Annotated in this window: 19 protein-coding genes; 11 read left to right on the top strand and 8 right to left on the bottom strand. The window is 64.9% G+C overall.

Annotation, left to right across the window (positions count from 1 at the left end; genetic code table 11):
• Positions 1–83: 83 nt before the first annotated feature.
• The 3 genes from G3574_RS17230 to G3574_RS17220 are packed head-to-tail and all read right to left on the bottom strand — an operon-like array spanning position 84 to position 3,813.
• A complete protein-coding gene (locus G3574_RS17230; protein WP_163965795.1) occupies positions 84–2,294 on the bottom strand; it encodes a malate synthase G in 2,211 nt (736 codons plus the stop codon).
• Positions 2,295–2,347: 53 nt separating this feature from the next.
• Positions 2,348–3,127 carry a sulfite exporter TauE/SafE family protein gene (locus tag G3574_RS17225; protein WP_163965792.1) on the bottom strand — a complete coding sequence of 260 codons (780 nt, stop codon included), beginning with the start codon at positions 3,125–3,127 and terminating at the stop codon, positions 2,348–2,350.
• Positions 3,124–3,813: a haloacid dehalogenase type II gene (locus G3574_RS17220; RefSeq protein ID WP_163965789.1), complete on the bottom strand. Its 690-nt coding sequence runs from the start codon at positions 3,811–3,813 to the stop codon at positions 3,124–3,126. Before G3574_RS17220 ends, G3574_RS17225 begins: the two co-directional genes overlap by 4 nt.
• Before the next feature lie 130 nt (positions 3,814–3,943).
• Between G3574_RS17220 and G3574_RS17215 the strand changes: the two genes are divergently transcribed.
• Positions 3,944–4,846 (top strand): LysR family transcriptional regulator, encoded by a 903-nt coding sequence (locus G3574_RS17215; protein WP_163965786.1) that lies wholly within the window; start codon positions 3,944–3,946, stop codon positions 4,844–4,846.
• A 190-nt stretch (positions 4,847–5,036) separates the two neighbouring features.
• Complete coding sequence (locus tag G3574_RS17210; protein ID WP_163965785.1) at positions 5,037–6,692, top strand: L-lactate permease; 1,656 nt, start codon at positions 5,037–5,039, stop codon at positions 6,690–6,692.
• Positions 6,693–6,849: 157 nt separating this feature from the next.
• Here the strand turns inward: G3574_RS17210 and G3574_RS17205 are convergent, their stop codons facing one another.
• Positions 6,850–7,053, bottom strand: a complete 204-nt coding sequence (locus tag G3574_RS17205) for a cold-shock protein (protein WP_163965783.1) — start codon at positions 7,051–7,053, stop codon at positions 6,850–6,852.
• 268 nt (positions 7,054–7,321) lie between these two features.
• Between G3574_RS17205 and G3574_RS17200 the strand changes: the two genes are divergently transcribed.
• Positions 7,322–9,049, top strand: a complete 1,728-nt coding sequence (locus tag G3574_RS17200; protein ID WP_235953484.1) for a RecQ family ATP-dependent DNA helicase — start codon at positions 7,322–7,324, stop codon at positions 9,047–9,049.
• A gap of 136 nt (positions 9,050–9,185) precedes the next feature.
• On the opposite strand, the gene G3574_RS17195 is transcribed toward G3574_RS17200, so the two are convergent.
• A complete protein-coding gene (locus G3574_RS17195) occupies positions 9,186–9,767 on the bottom strand; it encodes a hypothetical protein (RefSeq protein ID WP_163965779.1) in 582 nt (193 codons plus the stop codon).
• 113 nt (positions 9,768–9,880) lie between these two features.
• Positions 9,881–10,765 carry an endonuclease gene (locus G3574_RS17190; RefSeq protein ID WP_163965777.1) on the bottom strand — a complete coding sequence of 295 codons (885 nt, stop codon included), beginning with the start codon at positions 10,763–10,765 and terminating at the stop codon, positions 9,881–9,883.
• A 127-nt stretch (positions 10,766–10,892) separates the two neighbouring features.
• Here G3574_RS17190 and imuA point away from each other — a divergent pair, with 127 nt between their 5' ends.
• The 7 genes from imuA (at position 10,893) to G3574_RS17155 (ending at position 17,778) form a co-directional block, all read left to right on the top strand.
• On the top strand, positions 10,893–11,645 hold the full coding sequence (gene imuA, locus G3574_RS17185; RefSeq protein ID WP_163965775.1) for a translesion DNA synthesis-associated protein ImuA: 753 nt from the start codon (positions 10,893–10,895) through the stop codon (positions 11,643–11,645).
• Entirely contained in the window at positions 11,578–13,038 is a 1,461-nt protein-coding gene (locus tag G3574_RS17180; RefSeq protein WP_163965773.1) for a Y-family DNA polymerase, read from the top strand. The genes imuA and G3574_RS17180 overlap by 68 nt, the downstream gene beginning before the upstream one ends.
• A gap of 189 nt (positions 13,039–13,227) precedes the next feature.
• A complete protein-coding gene (locus G3574_RS17175) occupies positions 13,228–14,508 on the top strand; it encodes a cytochrome-c peroxidase (protein WP_163965771.1) in 1,281 nt (426 codons plus the stop codon).
• A gap of 55 nt (positions 14,509–14,563) precedes the next feature.
• Positions 14,564–15,889 carry a porin gene (locus G3574_RS17170; protein WP_163965768.1) on the top strand — a complete coding sequence of 442 codons (1,326 nt, stop codon included), beginning with the start codon at positions 14,564–14,566 and terminating at the stop codon, positions 15,887–15,889.
• A 22-nt stretch (positions 15,890–15,911) separates the two neighbouring features.
• Positions 15,912–16,463 (top strand): FMN-binding protein, encoded by a 552-nt coding sequence (locus tag G3574_RS17165; RefSeq protein WP_163965767.1) that lies wholly within the window; start codon positions 15,912–15,914, stop codon positions 16,461–16,463.
• On the top strand, positions 16,460–17,314 hold the full coding sequence (locus G3574_RS17160) for an FAD:protein FMN transferase (RefSeq protein ID WP_163965764.1): 855 nt from the start codon (positions 16,460–16,462) through the stop codon (positions 17,312–17,314). Before G3574_RS17165 ends, G3574_RS17160 begins: the two co-directional genes overlap by 4 nt.
• A complete protein-coding gene (locus G3574_RS17155) occupies positions 17,311–17,778 on the top strand; it encodes a DUF4405 domain-containing protein (RefSeq protein WP_163965762.1) in 468 nt (155 codons plus the stop codon). The genes G3574_RS17160 and G3574_RS17155 overlap by 4 nt, the downstream gene beginning before the upstream one ends.
• Before the next feature lie 42 nt (positions 17,779–17,820).
• Here the strand turns inward: G3574_RS17155 and G3574_RS17150 are convergent, their stop codons facing one another.
• Positions 17,821–18,675, bottom strand: a complete 855-nt coding sequence (locus G3574_RS17150; protein WP_163965759.1) for a hypothetical protein — start codon at positions 18,673–18,675, stop codon at positions 17,821–17,823.
• Between the two features lie 163 nt (positions 18,676–18,838).
• Positions 18,839–19,153, bottom strand: a complete 315-nt coding sequence (locus G3574_RS17145; protein ID WP_163965756.1) for a hypothetical protein — start codon at positions 19,151–19,153, stop codon at positions 18,839–18,841.
• 346 nt (positions 19,154–19,499) lie between these two features.
• Between G3574_RS17145 and G3574_RS17140 the strand changes: the two genes are divergently transcribed.
• Positions 19,500–19,730, top strand: coding sequence for a hypothetical protein (locus tag G3574_RS17140; protein ID WP_163965754.1), 231 nt, complete (start codon positions 19,500–19,502; stop codon positions 19,728–19,730).
• Positions 19,731–19,833: the final 103 nt, after the last annotated feature.

The raw sequence follows: 19,833 nt of genomic DNA, 5'->3' as shown, positions 1-19,833 counted from the left end.
CACCCCGACGAGGCGATGCATTGCATCGTCGGGGTGCCGGCCGCATGGTTACTTCGACTACCGCCGTGTGAACCGGCGCCGGATCAGGCCTCCGCCTTCACCCGCAGGCGCCATGCGTGCAGCAGCGGCTCGGTGTAGCCGGCCGGTTGCTCCAGGCCCTTGAACACCAGGTCGCGTGCCGCGCGGTAGGCAAACGATGCCTCGAAGTTCGGCGCCATCGGCTTGTAGAACGGGTCGCCCGCGTTCTGGCCGTCCACCACCTTGGCCATGCGCTGCAGGGTTTCGTTGACCTGGTCGGCGGTGACCACGCCATGCAGCAGCCAGTTGGCGATGTGCTGGCTGGAGATGCGCAGCGTGGCACGGTCTTCCATCAGGCCGACGTTGTGGATGTCGGGCACCTTGGAGCAGCCGACGCCCTGGTCGACCCAGCGCACGACGTAGCCGAGGATGCCCTGGGCGTTGTTGTCCAGTTCCTGCTGGATGTCGGCGGCGGACCATTCGGCCTTGGCGACGACCGGCACTTCCAGCAGGCCGTCGAGCAGGCGAGCGATCTCGGCGTCGCTGGCCTGACCCTCGAATTCCTGCTGGATCTGCGCCACGTTCACCTTGTGGTAATGCAGCGCATGCAGCGTGGCGGCGGTGGGCGACGGCACCCAGGCGGTGTTGGCGCCGGCCTTCGGATGGCCGATCTTCTGTTCCAGCATGGCAGCCATCAGATCCGGCATGGCCCACATGCCCTTGCCGATCTGTGCGCGTCCGCGCAGGCTGCAGGACAGGCCGGTCAGCACGTTGCTGCGCTCGTACGACGTCAGCCAGGCGCTGGTCTTCATGTCGCCCTTGCGCAGCATCGGGCCGGCGTGCATGGAGGTATGCATTTCATCGCCGGTGCGGTCGAGGAAGCCGGTGTTGATGAAGGCGACGCGCGCAGCGGCTTCCTTGATGCAGGCCTTGAGGTTGACGCTGGTACGGCGTTCTTCATCCATGATGCCGAGCTTGACGGTGTTCGGCGCGAGGCCGAGCAGGGTTTCGACGCGGCCGAAGAGTTCGCTGGCGAAAGCGACTTCCGCCGGGCCGTGCATCTTGGGTTTCACGATGTAAACCGAGCCGGTGCGCGAGTTGCGGTATTTGTGGTCGGCGCCCTTCTTCAGGTCGCGCAAGGCGATGGTGGTGGTGATCACCGCGTCCATGATGCCTTCCGGGATTTCCTTGCCGTCACCCCAGAGGATGGCGGGATTGGTCATCAGGTGGCCGACGTTGCGCAGGAACAGCAGCGAGCGGCCATGCAGGGTCACGACGCCATCCTTGGCATCGGCCGCGCCCGCGGCCGCCTGGTACTTGCGGTCGGCGTTCAGGGTGCGCTCGAAGGTCTTGCCGCCCTTGGATACGGTCTCGGTGAGCGTGCCTTGCAGGATGCCCAGCCAGTTCGAATAGGCCAGCACCTTGTCCTCGGCGTCCACCGCGGCGATGGAATCTTCCAGGTCGAGGATGGTGGACAGTGCAGCTTCGAGCACCACGTCGGCGACGCCGGCGGCGTCATCCTTGCCGATCGGGGTGTTGCGGTCGACGCGGATGTCGATGTGCAGGCCGTTATTCTTAAGCAGCACGCCGGTCGGCGCGGCAGCGTCGCCTTGCCAGCCGACGAACTTGCTTTCGTCGGCGAGGCCGGTGGTGGAACCGTCTTTCAGGGACACGACCAGCTTGCCGCCCTCGACGCGGTAGCCGGTGGAGTCAGCGTGCGAGCCCTTGGCCAGGGGCGCGGATTCGTCGAGGAACTTGCGGGCATAGGCGATGACCTTCGCGCCGCGCTCGGGGTTGTAGCCGCCGGCGCGTTCGTCGGTTTCGGTGTCGGGGATGGCGTCGGTGCCATAGAGCGCGTCATAAAGCGAGCCCCAGCGCGCGTTCGCCGCATTGAGCGCGTAGCGGGCGTTGAGGATGGGCACGACCAGCTGCGGGCCGGCCTGCAGGGCGAGTTCGGCATCGACGTTGGCGGTGCTGACCTTCACGTCCTTGGGCGCGGGAACCAGATAGCCGAGCTGTTCGAGGAAGGCGCGGTAGCCGGGCTTGTCCTTGATCGGGCCGGGGTTGGCCTTGTACCACTTGTCGAGTTCGACCTGCATGCGGTCGCGCTCGGCCAGCAGCGCGGCATTCTTGGGCGCGAGTTCGCTGACGATGGCGTCGAAGCCTTTCCAGAAGGCGGTGCTGTCGATGCCGGAACCCGGCAGCACCTGGTCTTCGATGAAGCGGTAGAGATTGGTGGCGACCTGGAGGCCGTGGCAGGATGTACGTTCGGTCATGTTGTTGTTCCTGGCAGTTGGGTTAGGGATGGCAAATGAGGAATGGGGAACGCTTACAGCGTCTTGTAAAAGTAAAAGATCGTCAGGCCGAAGCCGACGGTGATGATGAAGCGGCGCAGCCACAGCGCGGGGATCTTGCGCGCGATGCTTGCCCCCCAATACCCGCCCAGGGTTGCCGTGGCGAGCATGATGATGGTGTAGGGCCAGCTGACCGCGCCCGCCACCACGAAGGTGACGACGGTGACGCTGTAGATGATGGCCGACAGCAGGTTCTTGATGGCATTGATTTCATGGACGTCGTCGTGGCCGGCCATGGCCAGGCTAGCGAGCATCAGGATGCCCATGCCGGCGCCGAAGAAACCGCCGTACACCGAGACCACCGCCTGTCCGGCGAGTGCCGCCGGGCCGGTTCCGGGCGCGTGCGCCTGACCGCCGTCCTGCGCCGCCCGGCCCCGGCGCAGCCACGCCGAGATCTGGCTGGAGAAAGCGAACAGCAAGGTGGCGAACAGCAGCAGCCAGGGAATCAGCCGCGAAAACGTCGCATCCTTGGTGGTCAGCAGCAGCAGGCCGCCGCCGATGCCGCCGACCAGCGACATCAGGCCCATCGGAATCAGATAGCGCTTGTAACGCGCCAGTTCCGCGCGATAGGCCCAGGCGCCGGACAGGCTCGCCGGCCACAGCGCCACCGAGTTGCTGGCATTGGCCGAGACCGGCGGCACGCCGGCCGCGAGCAGCGCCGGAAAGGACAGGAAGGTGCCGCCGCCCGCCACGGAATTCATGGCCCCGGCGCAAAATGCCGCGATGCCCACGATCAGGATCTGTGTGACCGTCATTTTCCTTCTCCCACGTGTTTTTCCACGAAGCGCAGCAGGTCGCGCATGTCGGTGCCGGTGCTGTCCGGGGTCACGCCCAATTCCTCGACTGGCGCGCAGGAACGATTGACCCAGAAGGTGCTGTAGCCGAACCAGGTGGCGCCGCAGGCATCCCAGCAGTTGCTCGAGACGAAGAGAATGTTTTTCGCCGACAGGCCGAAGACATCCGGACCCAGCTGGTAGGCTTCCGGCGCGGTCTTGAACTTCCTGATGGCGTCCACCGACAGGATGTGGTGGAAGATGCCGTTCATGCCGGCCGCCTCGACCGCCGATTCCAGCATCTGCGGATTGCCGTTAGACAGGATGCCCAGCTTGAGGCCCATGCCCGCCAAGCGCTGCAGGACCTCGCGGTTCTCGGGGAAGGCTTGCAGCTTCGCGTACTGCCCCATCAGGGCGTTCTGCGCGTCGAGGGTCAGGTCCAGTCCGAGCTTGCGGCAGGAAAACACCAGCGCATCCTGGGTAACTTCCCAAAACGGCTTGTAGGTAGAACACAGGGTGCGCAGGCGGGTGTACTCGATCTGCTTGTCGCGCCACAACTCCGCGAGCGCGCCGCCGCGTCCCGGAAACAGGCGCTCCGCCAGCGCGCCGATGGAATACACATCGAACAGCGTGCCGTAGGCGTCGAACAAGATGGCTTGAATCGTCATGGCAGAAAATCCATGTCTTATATAAGACAAGGAGTATATTCAATATCGAATCGCAAAAGCGAAACAAAAAATGAAGTTATTATTGCGTTTTAGTACAAGCTGAGCGTGATTCGAGGCGCTTTCGTTTCCCATGGACCATTTCAAGCAGATCTCCACCTTCGTCGATGTCGCCGCCAAGGGCAGCCTGTCGGCGGCGGCGCGGGCCGAGGGTATCGCGCCCGCGATGATCGGCCGGCGCCTCGACGCACTGGAGGAGCGCCTGGGAGTCAAGCTGCTGCAGCGGACCACCCGCAAGATCGCCTTGACCAACGAAGGCATCGCCTTCCTCGATGACTGCCAGCGCATCCTGGCCGACCTGGAAAACGCCGAGGCCGCGGTCTCGGAACGCAGCGCCCGCGCCAGCGGCCACCTGCTGATCTCCGCGCCGGCCGGCTTCGGCCGGCAGCACGTCGCGCCGTTGCTTCCATCGTTCCTGGCGGAACACCGCGACCTTTCGGTGACGCTCAACCTCAACGACCGGGTGGTCGACCTCATTGGCGAGGGGGTCGACGTGGCGATCCGCATTGCCACCCTTTCCGACTCGAACCTGATCGGAGTGAAGCTGGCCGACAACAAGCGCGTGGTCGTGGCGTCGCCGGCTTACCTCAAACGCCATGGCGCGCCGGTGTCGCTGGACGACCTGGCCCGGCACAACTGCCTGGCCATCAGCAGCCAGGGCAGCCAGCGCGGCTGGACCTTCCGGCAGAACGGCAAAAACGTCACACTGAAAGTCAATGGCAACATGGTGTGCAACGATGGCGCGGTGCTGCACGACTGGGCGCTGGAAGGCCGCGGCCTCGCCTGGCGGTCCATGTGGGAAGTGGCTTCCGCCATCAAATCCGGCAAACTAGTCACGGTGCTCGACGAGTTCGCCGCTCCCGGCAGCGACATCTACGCGGTGTTCGCTCAACGCCGCCATCTTCCCCTGAGGATACGTGCCTTCGTCGACTTCCTGAGGCATGCCTACGCGCAACCGTCCTATTGGAGCAGATGAAAATATTTCATCTGATCAAGTCGTCAAATTGAGCAAATTTCAATGACTATTGATTCAGATGGACAACTCTTGCCTTTGCGGTATATCTTTGAATGTCAAGCAGTCAATAATCTAACAAGAACTGGGAAACCACCCCTCGGACGGGCGGCGATCCGGCAATTCATTCCATTCATTCAGAGGAGAGTCAACCATGTGGTCTCAGGTGTACGACCCGTTCAACAATGCCGTGATATCGACGCTGCTTGCCGCGATACCGGTCATTGTCATGCTGGCGGCGCTGGCGTTTTTCCATATCAAGGCGCACATCGCGGCACTGATGGGCCTGGCCTCGGCGCTCCTGGTGGCGATCTTCGCCTTCACGATGCCGGCGACCATGGCGATTTCCTCTGCCTTGCTGGGCGCGGCCAACGGCCTGCTTCCCATCGGCTGGATCATTCTCAACGTCATCTTCCTTTACCAGCTTACCGAGCGTAAAGGCTACTTCAAGGTGATGCAGGACAGCATTACCGGCATCACGACCGACCGCCGCCTCCAGCTGCTGCTGGTCGCATTCTCGTACGGCGCGTTCTTCGAAGGCGCCGGCGGATTCGGCACGCCGGTCGCGGTGACGGGCGCCATGCTGATCGGCCTCGGCTTCGCGCCGCTGGCCGCGTCGGGCCTGTCGCTCATCGCCAATACCGCGCCCGTCGCCTTCGGCGCGCTCGGCACGCCGATCATCGCCCTCGCCGGCGTGACCGGCCTGGATATGCTGCAGCTCTCCGCCATGGTCGGACGCCAGCTTCCCTTCTTCTCCATCATCGTGCCGTTCTGGCTGCTGTGGGCTTTCTGCGGTTTCCGGGGCATGGCCGCGGTGTGGCCGGCGGTGCTGATCGCGGGCGCGACCTTCGCCGTGCCGCAGTACCTGGTGTCGAACTTCCACGGCCCCTGGCTGGTGGACGTGGTTGCCGCCATCGTGTCCATGGTCTGCCTGACCCTGTTCCTGCGCGTCTGGAAGCCGGCTCAAATCTGGACCTCGACCGAAGGCAAGTTCTCGGGCGGTTCGGCCGCGGCGCAAGCCAACGGCAGCACGGTGCACAACTACACCCGCAGCGAAGTGATTAAGGCCTGGCTGCCCTGGCTGATCCTGGCGGTGCTCGTGTTCATCTGGGGCATCCCCGAGTGGAAGAAAGTGCTGGATGGCATCTCGATCTTCAAGTTCGACTGGCCCGGTCTGCACAAGCTGGTGCAAAAAGTGCCGCCGGTCGTGCCGAAGGCCGCGACCGAAGCCGCCGTCTACAACCTCAACTATCTCTCCGCCACCGGCACCGGCATCCTGGTTGCCGCGATCATCTCCGGCGTGATGATGGGTTACTCCATCGGCGGCCTGTTCCGCGAATACGGCCGCACCATCTGGCTGCTGCGCTACTCGCTGATCACGATCGCCGCCATGCTGGCCCTGGGCTTCACCACCCGCTACTCCGGCATCGACTCGACGCTGGGCCTGGCCTTCGCGCATACCGGCGTGTTCTATCCTTTCTTCGGCACCCTGCTCGGCTGGCTGGGCGTGGCGCTGACGGGTTCGGACACCGCGTCGAACGTGCTGTTCGGCGGCCTGCAGCGGACCTCCGCCGAGCAGATCGGCTTGAACCCGGTGTTGATGGCCGCGGCCAACTCCTCGGGCGGCGTGATGGGCAAGATGATCGACGCCCAGTCCATCGTGGTCGCCTCGACCGCGACGAAGTGGTACGGACACGAAGGCGACATCCTGCGCTACGTGTTCTTCCACTCCATCGCCCTCGCCTGCCTCGTGGGCCTGCTGGTGACGGCGCAAGCCTACCTGTATCCCTTCACCTTGCTGGTGAAGTAGCAGGACCTGGAGCAACGTGGCCGCAACCCGGCCACGAAACGAAAAACCCCGGCGTGCCGGGGTTTTTTATTGCGCCAGCGGCTGCAATATTTCAACGGGAAAACACACGACGAAAAAAAGCCCCGGCTTGCCGGGGCTTTTCTTTGAGCCGAAATAATTACATCGGCTGGATGTTCGAGGCTTGCTTGCCCTTCGGGCCAGTGGTGACTTCGAAGGTCACGCGCTGGTTTTCTTTCAGCGACTTGAAGCCGCTGCTCTGGATCGCGGAGAAGTGCGCGAACAGATCTTCGCCACCTTCATCGGGAGTAATGAAACCGAAGCCTTTTGCATCGTTGAACCACTTGACAGTACCTGTTGCCATGACATTTCCTATAAAAACAAAATTGGCGGTTTCCCGCATGTTCCTTTGAAGCTAGAAAGAAATGACAGACCACTACAGTTACTGCACACTGCTAGTTCAAACTTCAATCGGTGGCGCATTGTAACCCATCTGTCAGTCTTGTGAAGGGAGTTGACCAGATTGGCGAAAAAAACTTTTTGATCGGCGTCATAGAGTCGCTCTTCTTTCCGCGAAGACACTGGCATGCTTGCTGCATCCATGAGGAATCGATCTCATTCCTCGCATGCCCATGCACAACGCCATCCAACACTCCCGCTCCTCCCGCCAGCACCTCCAGGCAGCGCGCCGCCTGCGCGAAGAAGAACTCACCAGGATACTTCGCGACACCTTCGGCATCGAATCGCTCAGGCCGGGACAACGCGAAGTCATCCATAGCGTCATGTCCGGGCAGCATACCCTGGCCGTCATGCCAACCGGCGCGGGCAAGTCGCTGTGCTACCAATTGCCCGCGCTGCAGATCCCCGGCATCACGGTGGTCGTGTCGCCGCTGATCGCCCTCATGAAGGACCAGGCATCGAAGCTGGAAGAGTCAGGGCTCGGCGCGGCGGAAGTCAACAGCACGCTCAATACGCGGGAAGAGCGCGACGTCCTCGCAAGCATCGAGCGCGCCGATCATGAATTCGTCTTCACGACGCCGGAACGCTTGTCCGATCCCGACTTCCTGGAAACGGTCAGGCAGAACCACGTGAGCCTGTTCGTGATCGATGAAGCGCATTGCATTTCGCATTGGGGCCACGACTTCCGGCCCGCTTATCTGCACCTCGGCAGCATCATCGAGGCGCTGGGCAATCCGACCGTGCTGGCATTGACCGCGACCGCGACCCAGGAAGTCGTGGACGATATCGGCAAGCAACTCGGCCTGCCCGACATGCACGTGGTGAACCTCGGGATCCATCGGCCAAATCTTCATTTCAATGTAATTGCTGCCACCGACGAGTCAGAGAAGCTGAGCCGCGTCCTCGAGATCGCCCGGAGGACCGGCGCATCGGGCGCCCCGGGCATCATTTATACCTCGACGGTCAAGGCAGTCGAGCTGGTGCACCAGGCGCTGGAAGCCGCGGGAGAAAACGCCACGTTCTACCATGGACAGCTTCCGGCGCGCACGCGGGCGCAGAACCAGGAAGCCTTCATGCGCGGCGAGCGCCGCATCATGGTCGCCACCAACGCCTTCGGCATGGGCATCGACAAGCCGGACATCCGCTTCGTGGTGCACTTCCAGCTGCCCGCCAATCTCGAAAGCTATTACCAGGAGGCCGGACGCGCCGGGCGCGACGGCGAACCCGCGGAATGCATCCTGCTGCATTATTTCAGGGACAAGCAGGTGCAGCAGTTTTTCCTGGCGCGGCGCTATCCCGGGCTGGAAGACATCGGCGCGGTGCACCAGGCCCTGCGCAAGCTTGCGGCGGACGACGAGGGCATTGCGCTGTCGCGGCTGCATGAAGAACTGCCCGAGATTTCCGACAGCCGCCTGCACGTTACGCTCAAGCTGCTGAAGGATGGCGGCTTCGCGACGCAGGACGACAGGCTCGCTTACCGCCACACCGGAAAGAACGCGACGCAAGCCATCCTTGGCGCGCTGGTGGAAACTTATCGCGACAAGAGCATGCGCGATCACGAAGCGCTGGAGCGCATGGTGTTCTATGCGCAGACCGGCTTCTGCCGCTGGAAGGTGCTGCTCGATTACTTCCACGAAGAGACCGACTGGGAAGGCTGCGGCAGCTGCGACAATTGCCTTCGTCCGCCGGAGGAATCGCTGAGCCCGGAGCACATGCGCGAACACGCGCCTCCCGCGCCGCAACGCCTGAAGGACGAACCGCTGCTGGATGCCGGCAGCCCGGTGCGCGTGCCGCGCTTCGGTGAAGGCCGGGTGGTCTCGGTTGCCGGCGACAAGGTGACGATCGTATTTCCGGACAGCAGCAAGAAAACCTTCCTGCGCGAGTACGTACAGGTTGCCTGAAGCGATAAGCCCGGAAAAATGCGTCTCAAGCTTGGTCAATATCAATATTGGAAAAAACACATCTGTGCTGATATTTATCAAACTTTGCCTCGGCACTTACCAAAGAGTTGCTTCTCCAATAAGCCGAGTACTTAACTTACAACGAGACTTTCTTGAGAGGAACCGATATGAAACACTCAGTATTGCTCGCGGCGCTGGTCGCTAGTCTTGCGTTAGGGGCATGCGGTAAAAAGGATGCGGGCGATGCAGGCAGCACTGCTGGCAGCAGCGGCGGCGCTTCGTCCAGTGCCGGCACGACCGGCAGCGCAGGCGGCACCGGTTCCACCGGCAGCAGCACCACCACTACCACCACTACCCCGAGTGCGGCCGGTGGCAGCAGCACAACCACCACCGAAACCCCGGGCGCGGGCAGCACCTCGGCAGCCCCCGGCGCGGCAGGTTCAGCAGGCGCGGGCAGCAGCGCGACGCCCGGCAGTTCGGCACCGAGCAGCGCGGCACCTGGCGCTTCCAGCGGCAGCAGCGGCTCTACCGGCAGCACCGGCACCACTGGCGGATCGAGCGGTTCTACCGGCACGACCGGCACCACTGGCGGCAGCAGCGGCTCCCCGAGCGGCAGCGGCGACACCTCCAGCAGCTCCGGCAGTACTGGCAGCACCGGCAGCAGCAGCTCCACTTCCCCGAGCGGCTCATCGTCCAGCACGTCGAAGTAATTCCGCACCAGGCTCCCGAGGGAGCCATGCTTTCCAACGGCACCGGCGGCTCGTCCGCGGTGCCGTTTTCCTTGTTGCGCGGGACGCAAGCCCCCTGCGATTACCCATCACCCTCCGTTGTCTACAGCCTGACCGGCTCGATGCGCAATTCGCCGCGCAGCATCGGCTTCACCAGGATCTTGTAGGTGTCCACGTCGAAGCTGCGCCGGGCGGGCCGCTTCACCGGCAGCTTGCCGCGCGGATGATCGATCGAGCCGAGATAGAACCAGCGGTCGATGACATGGGTCTGGCGCCAGCCGTCGCATTCCTCCACGATTCCCATCGGCCCCTCGTAGGGCCAGACCACGATGCGCATGTTGTCGAGCGCAGCCCGCAGCCGCTGCTGGTGGTCCTCCAGCGGCTCGGCCCCCATGCAAGCGCCGGCGCAGCGCGCGATCTGGCGCGAGAAGCAGGCCCGGCCCCGGACCATGGCTTCCAGCCCGGTCAGGCCGGGGCACAGCCGCTCGCCCTCGACGATCGCCCGCAGGCGCTCCACCGCCGCCTTGCGCGTCGCGAACAGCCCGTACAGGTGCTCGGTGCGGGCGAAGTCATGGTCGCGCGCATAGACCACTTCCGGCGAGGCATCCGCCTCCGGACCCAGCCGCAGAGTGCACATTTCCCGCGTCCGCCGCAGCTTCTTGTTGTGCAGCGGCTGCATTTCCTTGATCAGCCGCGATTCCAGCAGCAGCGCGCCGATGTCGCCTGCGGTGCGCTGGAATTCCACGTAGCGGCTCTGCTGCAGCATGCGCGCTTCCTCCGGCGTTCGCAGGTGCGACAGGACGCGGGTGCGGATGTTGATGCTCTTGCCGATGTAGAGCGGACGATCCTTGTCGTCGCGGAAGATGTAGATGCCCGGCTTGGATGGCAGGGCCTTCAGGCTGTCCTGGTCGATGTGATCGGGATATTCGAATTGCTCGGACGGATCGTGGCGCAGGATCAGGCCGACGGAGGTGACGCGGGGTTGCATGGATATCAGGTGGCTGCAGTAAGGGACAGAGCAAATTCACAACGAATTTGACTAATCCGGCTTCAGAGTATACTGTATATGCATACAGTATTGATGACAAGCACTTCAACCTGATTAGGAGACGTCCATGGCTGCATTAGTTTCCGCAACCGAGCCCGATAGTCGCGGAGAACTGCCGCCGCGCCATGATGTGTGGCTGGCCAGCCAGATGGCATCTTACCGCACTCCGGTCATCCCGACCGGTCACGCGGCGCTCGACGAGGAACTGCCCAACGGCGGCTGGCCCTGCTCGGTCCTGATCGAACTCTTGCTGCAGGACCACGGCATCGGCGAAATGCGCTTGCTGCGCCCCGCGCTGACTGCCCTGGGACGCCAGCGCCGCATCGCTCTGATCCAGCCGCCTTACATGCCCCAGGTCGCGGCCTGGACCGCATGGGGGCTGCCCGCCGACCGTCTGCTGCGGATTCAGGCCGAGCGCGCCGCCGACGCCCTCTGGAGCGCGGAACAGGTGCTGCGCAACGGCAGTTGCGGGGCGCTGCTGTTCTGGCAGACCCAGGTGCGCGCCGAATCCCTGCGCCGGCTGCATCTCGCCGCCCAGGCCAGCGAAACGGTGTTCTGGCTGCTGCGCCCGCTGGTCGGCGCGCAGGACGCCTCGCCTTCGCCGCTGCGCCTGGCGCTGCATCCGGCCATCGGCGGCATCGATGTCCGCATCGTCAAGCGGCGCGGCCCGCATGCCGAGGGCACGCTGCGCGTCGACCTGCTCGACATGCCTTTCTTCCATCCCTTTCCTCCCACTTCACCGGTTCCCCGCCATGCGTACCTGGATCGGCGTGCACCTGCCGCTGCTGCCGCTCGAAACGATACGGCCTCGCTGGTCTGAACCGGGGCGGCATGCCGTCATCGACCGCGAGCATGTCCTGACCATGAGCCCCGAAGCCGCCGCCGCCGGCGTGCGGCTGGCGATGCGCCGCGCCAGCGTCAAGGCGATCTGCCCGGACGCGGTGCTGCATGACCATGACGCCACGCGCGAGCAGGATGCCCTGTACGGCATCGCGCTGGCCATGCTGCAGTACACGCCGGAGGTGGCTCATGCCGAGGAATCGAGCCTGCTGCTCGACGTCACCGCGAGCCTGCGCGCCTTCGGCGGCCGGCGCGCGCTTTGCCGCCTGGTGCGCGGCAGCGTGGAAGCGCTCGGCTTCACGCCACGCATCGCCATGGCGCCCAGCGCCCGGGCGGCCTGGCTGTTCGCGCGCCATCCCGGGCGCATGGTGCGCCGCATGGCGCGGCCGGAAACCGCGATGCGCAGGCTCGATGCCCTGCCCTGCGCGCTCGTCCCCGCCGCCCGTCCCTACGTCGAATGGCTGGAAGGACTGGGCTGCCATGCCTTGGGAGAACTGCGCCGGCTGCCGCGCCCCGGCCTGCAGCGCCGTACCGACCAGCATGTGCTGCACGCCCTCGATTGCGCCTACGGACAGGCGCCGGAACTGTTCGACTGGGTGCAAGCGCCCAGGCGCTTCGCCGCCCGCCTCGACATGCCGGACCGCATCGAGCATGCCGAAGCCCTGCTGTTCGGCGCGCGCCGCCTGCTGCTGCAGATGACCGGCTGGCTGGTGGCGCAGCAAGTAGCGGTGTCGCGCTTCACGCTGCTGCTCGAACATGAACGGGGACGGACCGCCATCCCGCCCACGCCGCTGGAAATCGCCCTGGCCGAACCGGCCTGGCAAGAGGAGCACCTGACCCGGCTGCTCAAGGAGAGGCTGGGACGGATCACGCTGGAAGCGCCGGTCATCGCCTTGCGGCTGGAGGCGGCGCAGGTGGAAGCCATGCTGCCGCCCACCGCCAGCCTGTTCCCGGAACCCGGCGGCAGCGCCTCCGACTATCGCCGCCTGGTGGAACTGCTGACGGCGCGCCTCGGCGAGCAGAACGTCCTCGTGCCCGCGCCGCGCGCAGACCACCGGCCGGAAGTCTGCAACGGCTGGCGTCCCGCCGCGTCGGCGAACCGCGTGCCGCCGGTGACGCTGCCTGCCATCGAACGGCCCTTCTGGATGCTGGAACAGCCGGTCGCCCTCATGGTCAAGCAGCATCGCCCCTTCTATGGCTCTCCCCTCTGGACCCTGCGCGGCCCGGAGCGCATCGAATCCGGCTGGTGGGACGGCGGCCTGGCGGTGCGGGACTACTACACTATGCAAGGCGCCAATGGCCGCTACTACTGGGTGTACCGGGTACGCTTCGACGAAGGCGACCACTGGTTCCTGCAAGGCGTGTATGGCTGAGATCCCGCCCGGCGGCGCCTGAAAAGTCAGGAAAAACAACTAGGCCGGCTTTTTCCCGATGGAAAACTTGCCCCTCTTGCCCTCTGCAGATTATAATGATTCTCATTTACCAAGCACGAGAATCACGCTGCCTCCACCCTCCGGTCCCGCCGGACCTGAACGAGCGCGGCAATGCCCTGACAGAACAAGATGAACCGCCACCGCTCCGCTTCCCCCGCCTCTTCCGCGCTCCCCGCTTTCGTTTCCCGCTTCCTTGCCGTCACCGGCATCGTCTTCGCGCTGGCGGCATGCGGCGGGGGCGGAAGTGGCGGAAGCGGTAGCGGGACGGCAAGCGGCACGGCGGCGCCGGCCTCCTCCGCCACTCCCCAGGAATCTCAACAGCTGAGCGAAGCGGCCGTCCTCGGCCAAAAGATCTTTTTGGACCAAAGCCTGTCCGCCTCCGGCAAGATGGCTTGCGCCAGCTGCCACGACCCGGCCAACGCACATGCGCAGACCAATTCCCTAGCGGTGCAATCCGGCGGCCCGGGTTCCGACATCACCGGATTCCGCGCCGTGCCCTCGCTGCGCTACCTCAGCTTCAATCCTGTCTTTTCCTTCGCCAAGGATGGCACGCCGACCGGCGGCTTCAACCGCGACGGGCGCGCGCAAAGCCTGGCCGAGCAGGGACAGCGTCCCTTCCTGGCACCGCACGAGATGGCCAACGCCAGCAAGGAAGACGTCATCGCGCGCATGAAGAAGGCGAGCTATGCCGAACGGTTCAAGGCGCTCTTCGGCGCCGCCATCTTCGACAATCCCGCAGACGCCTTCGACCGCGTGACCTTCGCGCTCCAGCAATACCAGAAGGAAGACAACGACTTCCACCCCTTCGATTCCAAGTACGACCAGTTCCTCGCCGGCAGCGTCCAGCTCAGCGCAGCGGAATTGCGCGGCCTGGCGTTCTTCAACGATCCGGCCAAGGGCAATTGCGCCGCCTGCCACACCAGCGCCCGCTCCAGCGACGGCAAGCCGCCCCTGTTAACCGACTTTACCTTCGACAACCTCGGCGTGCCGCGCAATTTCGCCATCCCGGCCACGGCCGACCCCGCCTATTTTGACCTCGGGCTGTGCGGCCCCGACCGCACCGACCTCGCCGGCCGCACCGAGCTGTGCGGCGCATTCAAGGTGCCGACCCTGCGCAACGTCGCCACCCGCAAGGTGTTCTTCCACAATGGCGTGTTCAGCAGCCTGCGCGACGTCGTGCGCTTCTACGTCCGGCGCGACACCAATCCCGAAGAATGGTATCCGCGCGCCGCGGACGGCACGATCGACAAGTTCAACGACCTGCCGCCGGCCATGCGCAAGAACGTCAACACCACCGAAGGCCCCTACAACCGCCAGCCGGGCATGGCGCCCGCGCTCACGGATGACGAGATCGACGACGTGGTGCGCTTCCTCGGCACCCTGACCGACGGCTACCGCGCCGCGCCCTGAACGCAAGCCGCAGACACCGGATTCCAGACATTTCCCCTCCTCGCCACCCAAGACCATGCACAAGACATTGATTGCCCGCGCCATCGCCATCGCGCTGCTCGGCGCCCCGCTCGCCGCCTCGGCCAGCGAAGCCGAACTCCTCGCCCGCATCGAAAAGCTCGCCGCCGAACTGGACAAGGTCAAGGCCGAACTGATGGCCACGAAGCAGAAGACGGACACGCTCGACAAGCGGGTCGAGACGCAAGCCGCCACAGCCTCGGCTGCCCAGCCCGCACCCGCCCCGGCCAGCACGCCGGTCGCCGCCGCGACACGTGAGGACTCCGGCGCACCGCGCACCGTCGTCACCGGCTACGGCGAACTCAACTACAACCGTCCGACCAAGGACGCCAGCCAGGCGCAGGCCGACGTCCGGCGCGCCGTGATCGGCATCCACCACCGCTTCGACGACAAAACCAAGCTGGTCTCGGAATTCGAATGGGAACATGCCGTTACCTCCGCCGACGACCGCGGCGAAGTGGCGGTCGAGCAGCTGTATGTGGAACGCGAGCTCAACAACGGCATGCGCGCCAAGGCCGGCCTGTTCCTGATCCCGTCCGGCCTGATCAACACCAACCACGAGCCGACCGCCTTCTACGGCGTGGAACGCAACTTCGTGGAAACCGCGATCATTCCCTCCACCTGGCGCGAACTCGGCGTCGGCCTGTCGGGCGACCTGCCCAACGGCCTGAGCTGGGACGCGGGCGTCACCACCGGCTTCGACCTGTCGAAATGGGATGCCGCTTCCACCGAAGGCCGCGAATCGCCGCTCGGCAGCATCCACCAGGAGGGGCAGCTCGCCAAGTCGCGCGACCTGAGCGTGCACGGCGCCCTGAACTGGCGCGGCGTGCCCGGCCTGCTGCTGGGCGGCTCGGTCTTCACCGGCAAGGCCGGCCACCGCACCGCCGGCTTCCAGGCGCAGGACGCGCGCGTCACGCTGTGGGACCTGCATGCGCGCTACACGCCCGGCCGCTGGGACCTGCAAGGCGTCTATGCGCGCGGCCAGATCAGCAACGTCGATGCGCTCAACCTGACGCTGGTGGGGAACCCGACGCTCGTGCCGACGTCTTTCTATGGCTGGTACGCCCAGGCCGCCTACCAGTTGCTGAAGTCGGGCGACTACAGCCTGAGCCCGTTCCTGCGCTATGAGAAGTTCAACACCGCCCGCAGCACCACCACCCTGCCGGCCGGCCTCGGCGGCGATCCGGCGGCGGACGAGAAAGTGGTCACCCTCGGCGCCAACCTGCGCGTGGGCGAAGGCGTGGTGGTCAAGGCCGATTACCAGAAATTCCGCGAGGACACGACGCGCGACCGCCTGAACCTCGGCGTCGGCTTCTCGTTCTGACGATACCTTTCGCAAGCCATCCATGAACGTCATCCGCTGGACCGCCGTCTTGAGCGGCGTCACCGCCGCCTGTGCCACCGCATCCGCCTTCGCGGTGCAATACCTGAGCGTGGAACAGGCGCAGCAAACCATCTTTCCGGAAGCGACCGCCTTCAAGGAGCAAGGCGTGCAGCTCTCCGCCGAGCAGATGCGCGAAGTCGAAAAGCTGGCTGGCCTGCCGGCCCGCTCCGCGAACTGGCGCGTCATTGCCGCCTACAAGGGCGACACGCCGCTGGGCTACATGGTGCTCGACGACGTGATCGGCAAGGTGGAACTCATCAGCTATGCGGTGGGACTCAATCCGGACGCCAGCGTGCGCCAGGTGGAAATCCTGGCCTACCGCGAAAGCCACGGCTTCGAGATCCGCAATCCCGCCTGGCGCAGGCAGTTCGTCGGCAAGACGGCGCAGTCCGGCATCGCGCTGAACGGCGGCATCGCCAACATCAGCGGCGCGACCCTGTCCTGCGCCCACGTCACCGATGGCGTGCGGCGCATCGCCGCCATGGCGCAGGTCGCGCTGCCCGCGAAGAAATGATCCGCCGCGCCCAGCCCTGGTTGGGCACGCTGGTCGAGATCACGATCCCCGATGGCGCCGCCGACGCCCTCGACGCGGTCATCGCCGCTGCCTTCGGACAGGTCCGCCTGGTGCACGAGCGCATGAGCTTTCACGACCGGGAAAGCGACGTCAGCCGCATCAACCGCGCGCCGGCCGGCAGCAGCGTCCCGGTCGATGCGCATACCCTGGAAGTCCTGCGCCTGGCGGATGCCATTCATCACGCCTCGGGCGGCGTCTTCGACATCGCCTGCGGCATGACCTTGTCGCGCTGGGGATATCTGCCCGCCCCTGACGAGCCGGCGACAGGCGGTGCGAGCGCCGGGCCGGCGCTTGGGCTGGAAGACGACGGCAAGGTGCGCAAGCTGCGGGAAGCCTGGATCGACCTCGGCGGCATCGCCAAGGGGTATGCGGTCGATCTCGCGGCCGAGGCCCTGCTCGCGGCGGGCGTCTCCAGCGCCTGCATCAACGCCGGCGGCGACCTGCGCGTGATCGGCGACACGCCTTTTCCCGTGCTGGTCCGTTCGCCGCAGGCGCCATCGCGCATCGCCCGCGAACTCATGCTCGCCGACACATCCCTTGCCAGTTCAGGCAGCTACTTCTCGCGCAAGCGCCATGGCGATGGCTGGGTCAGCGCCCTCATCGACGGGCGTTCGGGTGCGCCGCTGGACGGTCCGGTCAGCGCCAGCGTCCTCGCGCCGCGCTGCGCGGTCGCGGATGCCTTGACAAAGGTGCTGCTGGCGACCAATGATCCTGCACACCCGATCTTCAAGTCATTCCAGGCCGAGGCCATCCTGTTGGGCGATTCTTCCGCGAAGCACATTCAAGCATGAGCAAACATGTCCACCGCCGCGCCGCGGTCCACCTGCGCCTGGAGCGATGGCAACGCTACGGCGTCTACGCCACCTGCGGCTGGCTGACGCTGACCGGCCTGCTCTGGATCGCCGCTCATTTCTTCTGGCGCGTCCCCGGCGAGTTCGGCGAGACGATCAGTCCTTGGGAAGCGCGCGCCATGCAACTGCACGGCATCGGCGCGATGCTCATCCTTTTCCTCGCCGGCGGGCTGCTGAACATGCATATCCGGCGCGCGCTCAAGACCGACCGCAACCGGACGTCCGGGTGGGGCATGATTGCGCTTCTGCTTGCGCTGGCGTTCAGCGGTTATGGTTTGTATTACCTGACGAATGAAGTCACGCGGCCCGCGTGGTCGACGGTGCATTGGGTGATTGGGGTGGGGTTTCCCTTGCTGCTCTTCGTGCATGTCGTACTGGGGAGGAAGAGCAGGCAGCATGGCTGAGGTGCGGGCGTGACTGGCGCTGTCATCCGCGCCAAGCGCTCCTCACGCTACATCCCCGAGATCCAGCCTCCGGACAGTCTGCCCTTCCTCACCAACCTCATCCGTCCTCCCCTTCTTCAACCGCCCGAAGAACTCCCTCCACGATTCACCGCCGCTCTTCTCGACGAACATCCTGAAAACGAATTCCGGATCGTCATGCACGGCGTCGACCAGCAGCCGCTTGAAGTTCCCTTTATCCCCGGGGAGAAACACCGGCCGCGTCGGCGTCGCCTTGCCGACGCGCGCGCCCTGGGTCTTGTCGAGCCGATCCTTGCCCGGAACACGCAGGTCATCGTGCCTGGTGGTTTCATGGGGAGCGAACGATCCCTCGCGGCCGAAGCGCGCGATGACCCTCGCGCCAGGCTGGCGGACCGCCTTGAAATAGGAACCGCCATGGGCGTTGCCGCCGGTGTTGGCTACCACTTCGACGCTGGATTCGCTGTAGATCCGGATCGGCTTTCCGCCAGGACCGGGCACCTTGGTGCAGTGCGTCTTGGTGAAGGTGGCGGAAAAACTGTAGCCCTGCTCGACGAAGCCGGTCTTGCCCGGGCCATTCCTCAGGGAAGAGATCGGAATATCCAGTTCCCGGCAGACGGTGAAAAACCGGCCGAAGGCGAACTTGTAGGGGCTGCGGTGCTGTTCGGGAGAGATTTCGAGAGGCACATTCCCATCCAGCCTCGAAGGAAGCCGGAAGCCTGCCGGCGATGGCAAGACCGGAAACGATGCCGCCTGGCGATCGCGCCGCGGATTCAGCGTGGACGGCGTCATCGTGATGGCGGGTCCGGGCCGTTCATTCCGGGTCGGGGCGGCGGCAGGCTGCTGGCGCGGCGTGCCGGAATTTGAAACGCGAGGGGTCATGGAAGTGCCGGACGCAAGGAGTTGAGGAATGAATTCACTCCGTGCCTGCATGCGGCTGGCGATTCCAAGTATTAGTTTTCACAAACAAGTTCACGCCCGGCCGATGGCGGGGCAAACGGCAAGGCAACCGGCGAGGCGCGAACCTCGCCGGCGCTGTGGACGATCAGCCGATGCTGATGTTGTTGTGGCCGTTCTGGGTCGGGGCGACGTTGCTGGTGATGCAGTTGGCGAAGGCGACGTTGTTGCCGTTGTTGACCATGGTGTTCTGGTCCTGGCAAAGGCTCTGCGACGCGGCGAAGTTGAAGTCGTTCTTCGTCAGGGAAGCCGAGGGGCCGTAGGACGAGCCGCAGCCGGGCAGGCTGGGGGTGTAGCAGGACGGCATGCTCGGGGTGTAGCCGCAGCCGCCGCGCACGGCGGAGAGTTCGTCGGACTTGAGTTCGGTGGTGGCGGCGATGTCTTTGACGGTCAGTGCTTTCATGGTGATTCTCCTGGCAGATGAGTGGTTGGGTGGTTGGCGAGGCGTTTCGTGTCGCGCTCGAAAGGGATATTGCGAGGACCGTGCCAGCCAGCCCCTCTCCGCGCAGAAAATCTCCAAGTCATTGAAAAAAAAGAGAAAATCGGGTCTTTACCAAACTGGATCGAGCACACGGCCAGGATGCCGCGGAAACGACCGCCGGCCGGCGCCCAACCCTTGCCACGGCGGGTGTCGGCTGCACGCAGACACCTGCCGCGGCAAGGCGATTTTCCGGCGTCCCGGAGGCCGGCGGCTGCTACAATCCCCTTCCCCGCGCCGGGCAACCGCGCAGACAGGCACAGGAGAACGCATGGCCTCGGTAACGATTCATCATGGCATCCGCATCCTCACCCTCGACGAGGGCGAACGGATCGCCGATCATTGCGGCGCGGACGACATTGCCATCGTCAAGGCGGACGACGGCTGGTGGACGTGGTTCGTCGACGCCGAGGGCCAGGCCGAGAGTTACGACCAGCCCTTCGACAGCCTGCACCGCGCGCTCTGCGCCGCCCGCGCGGCGGCGGAGATGATGGCGGAGTAAGGAAGACGGCGCAGGGAGGCCGAGCGCCTCCACGGCGCGTCCAACGCGCTTTTGCACCACTTCAAGGAAAGCCGCGACAAAGACGGGAAGGGCTTTTCTTTTT

Origin of the sequence: Noviherbaspirillum galbum (genome assembly GCF_010974945.1) — a bacterium.
Taxonomy (GTDB): domain Bacteria; phylum Pseudomonadota; class Gammaproteobacteria; order Burkholderiales; family Burkholderiaceae_D; genus Noviherbaspirillum; species Noviherbaspirillum galbum.
The sequence above is the reverse complement of the archived record's forward strand: the minus strand, read 5'-3'. Positions and strand labels throughout refer to the sequence as shown.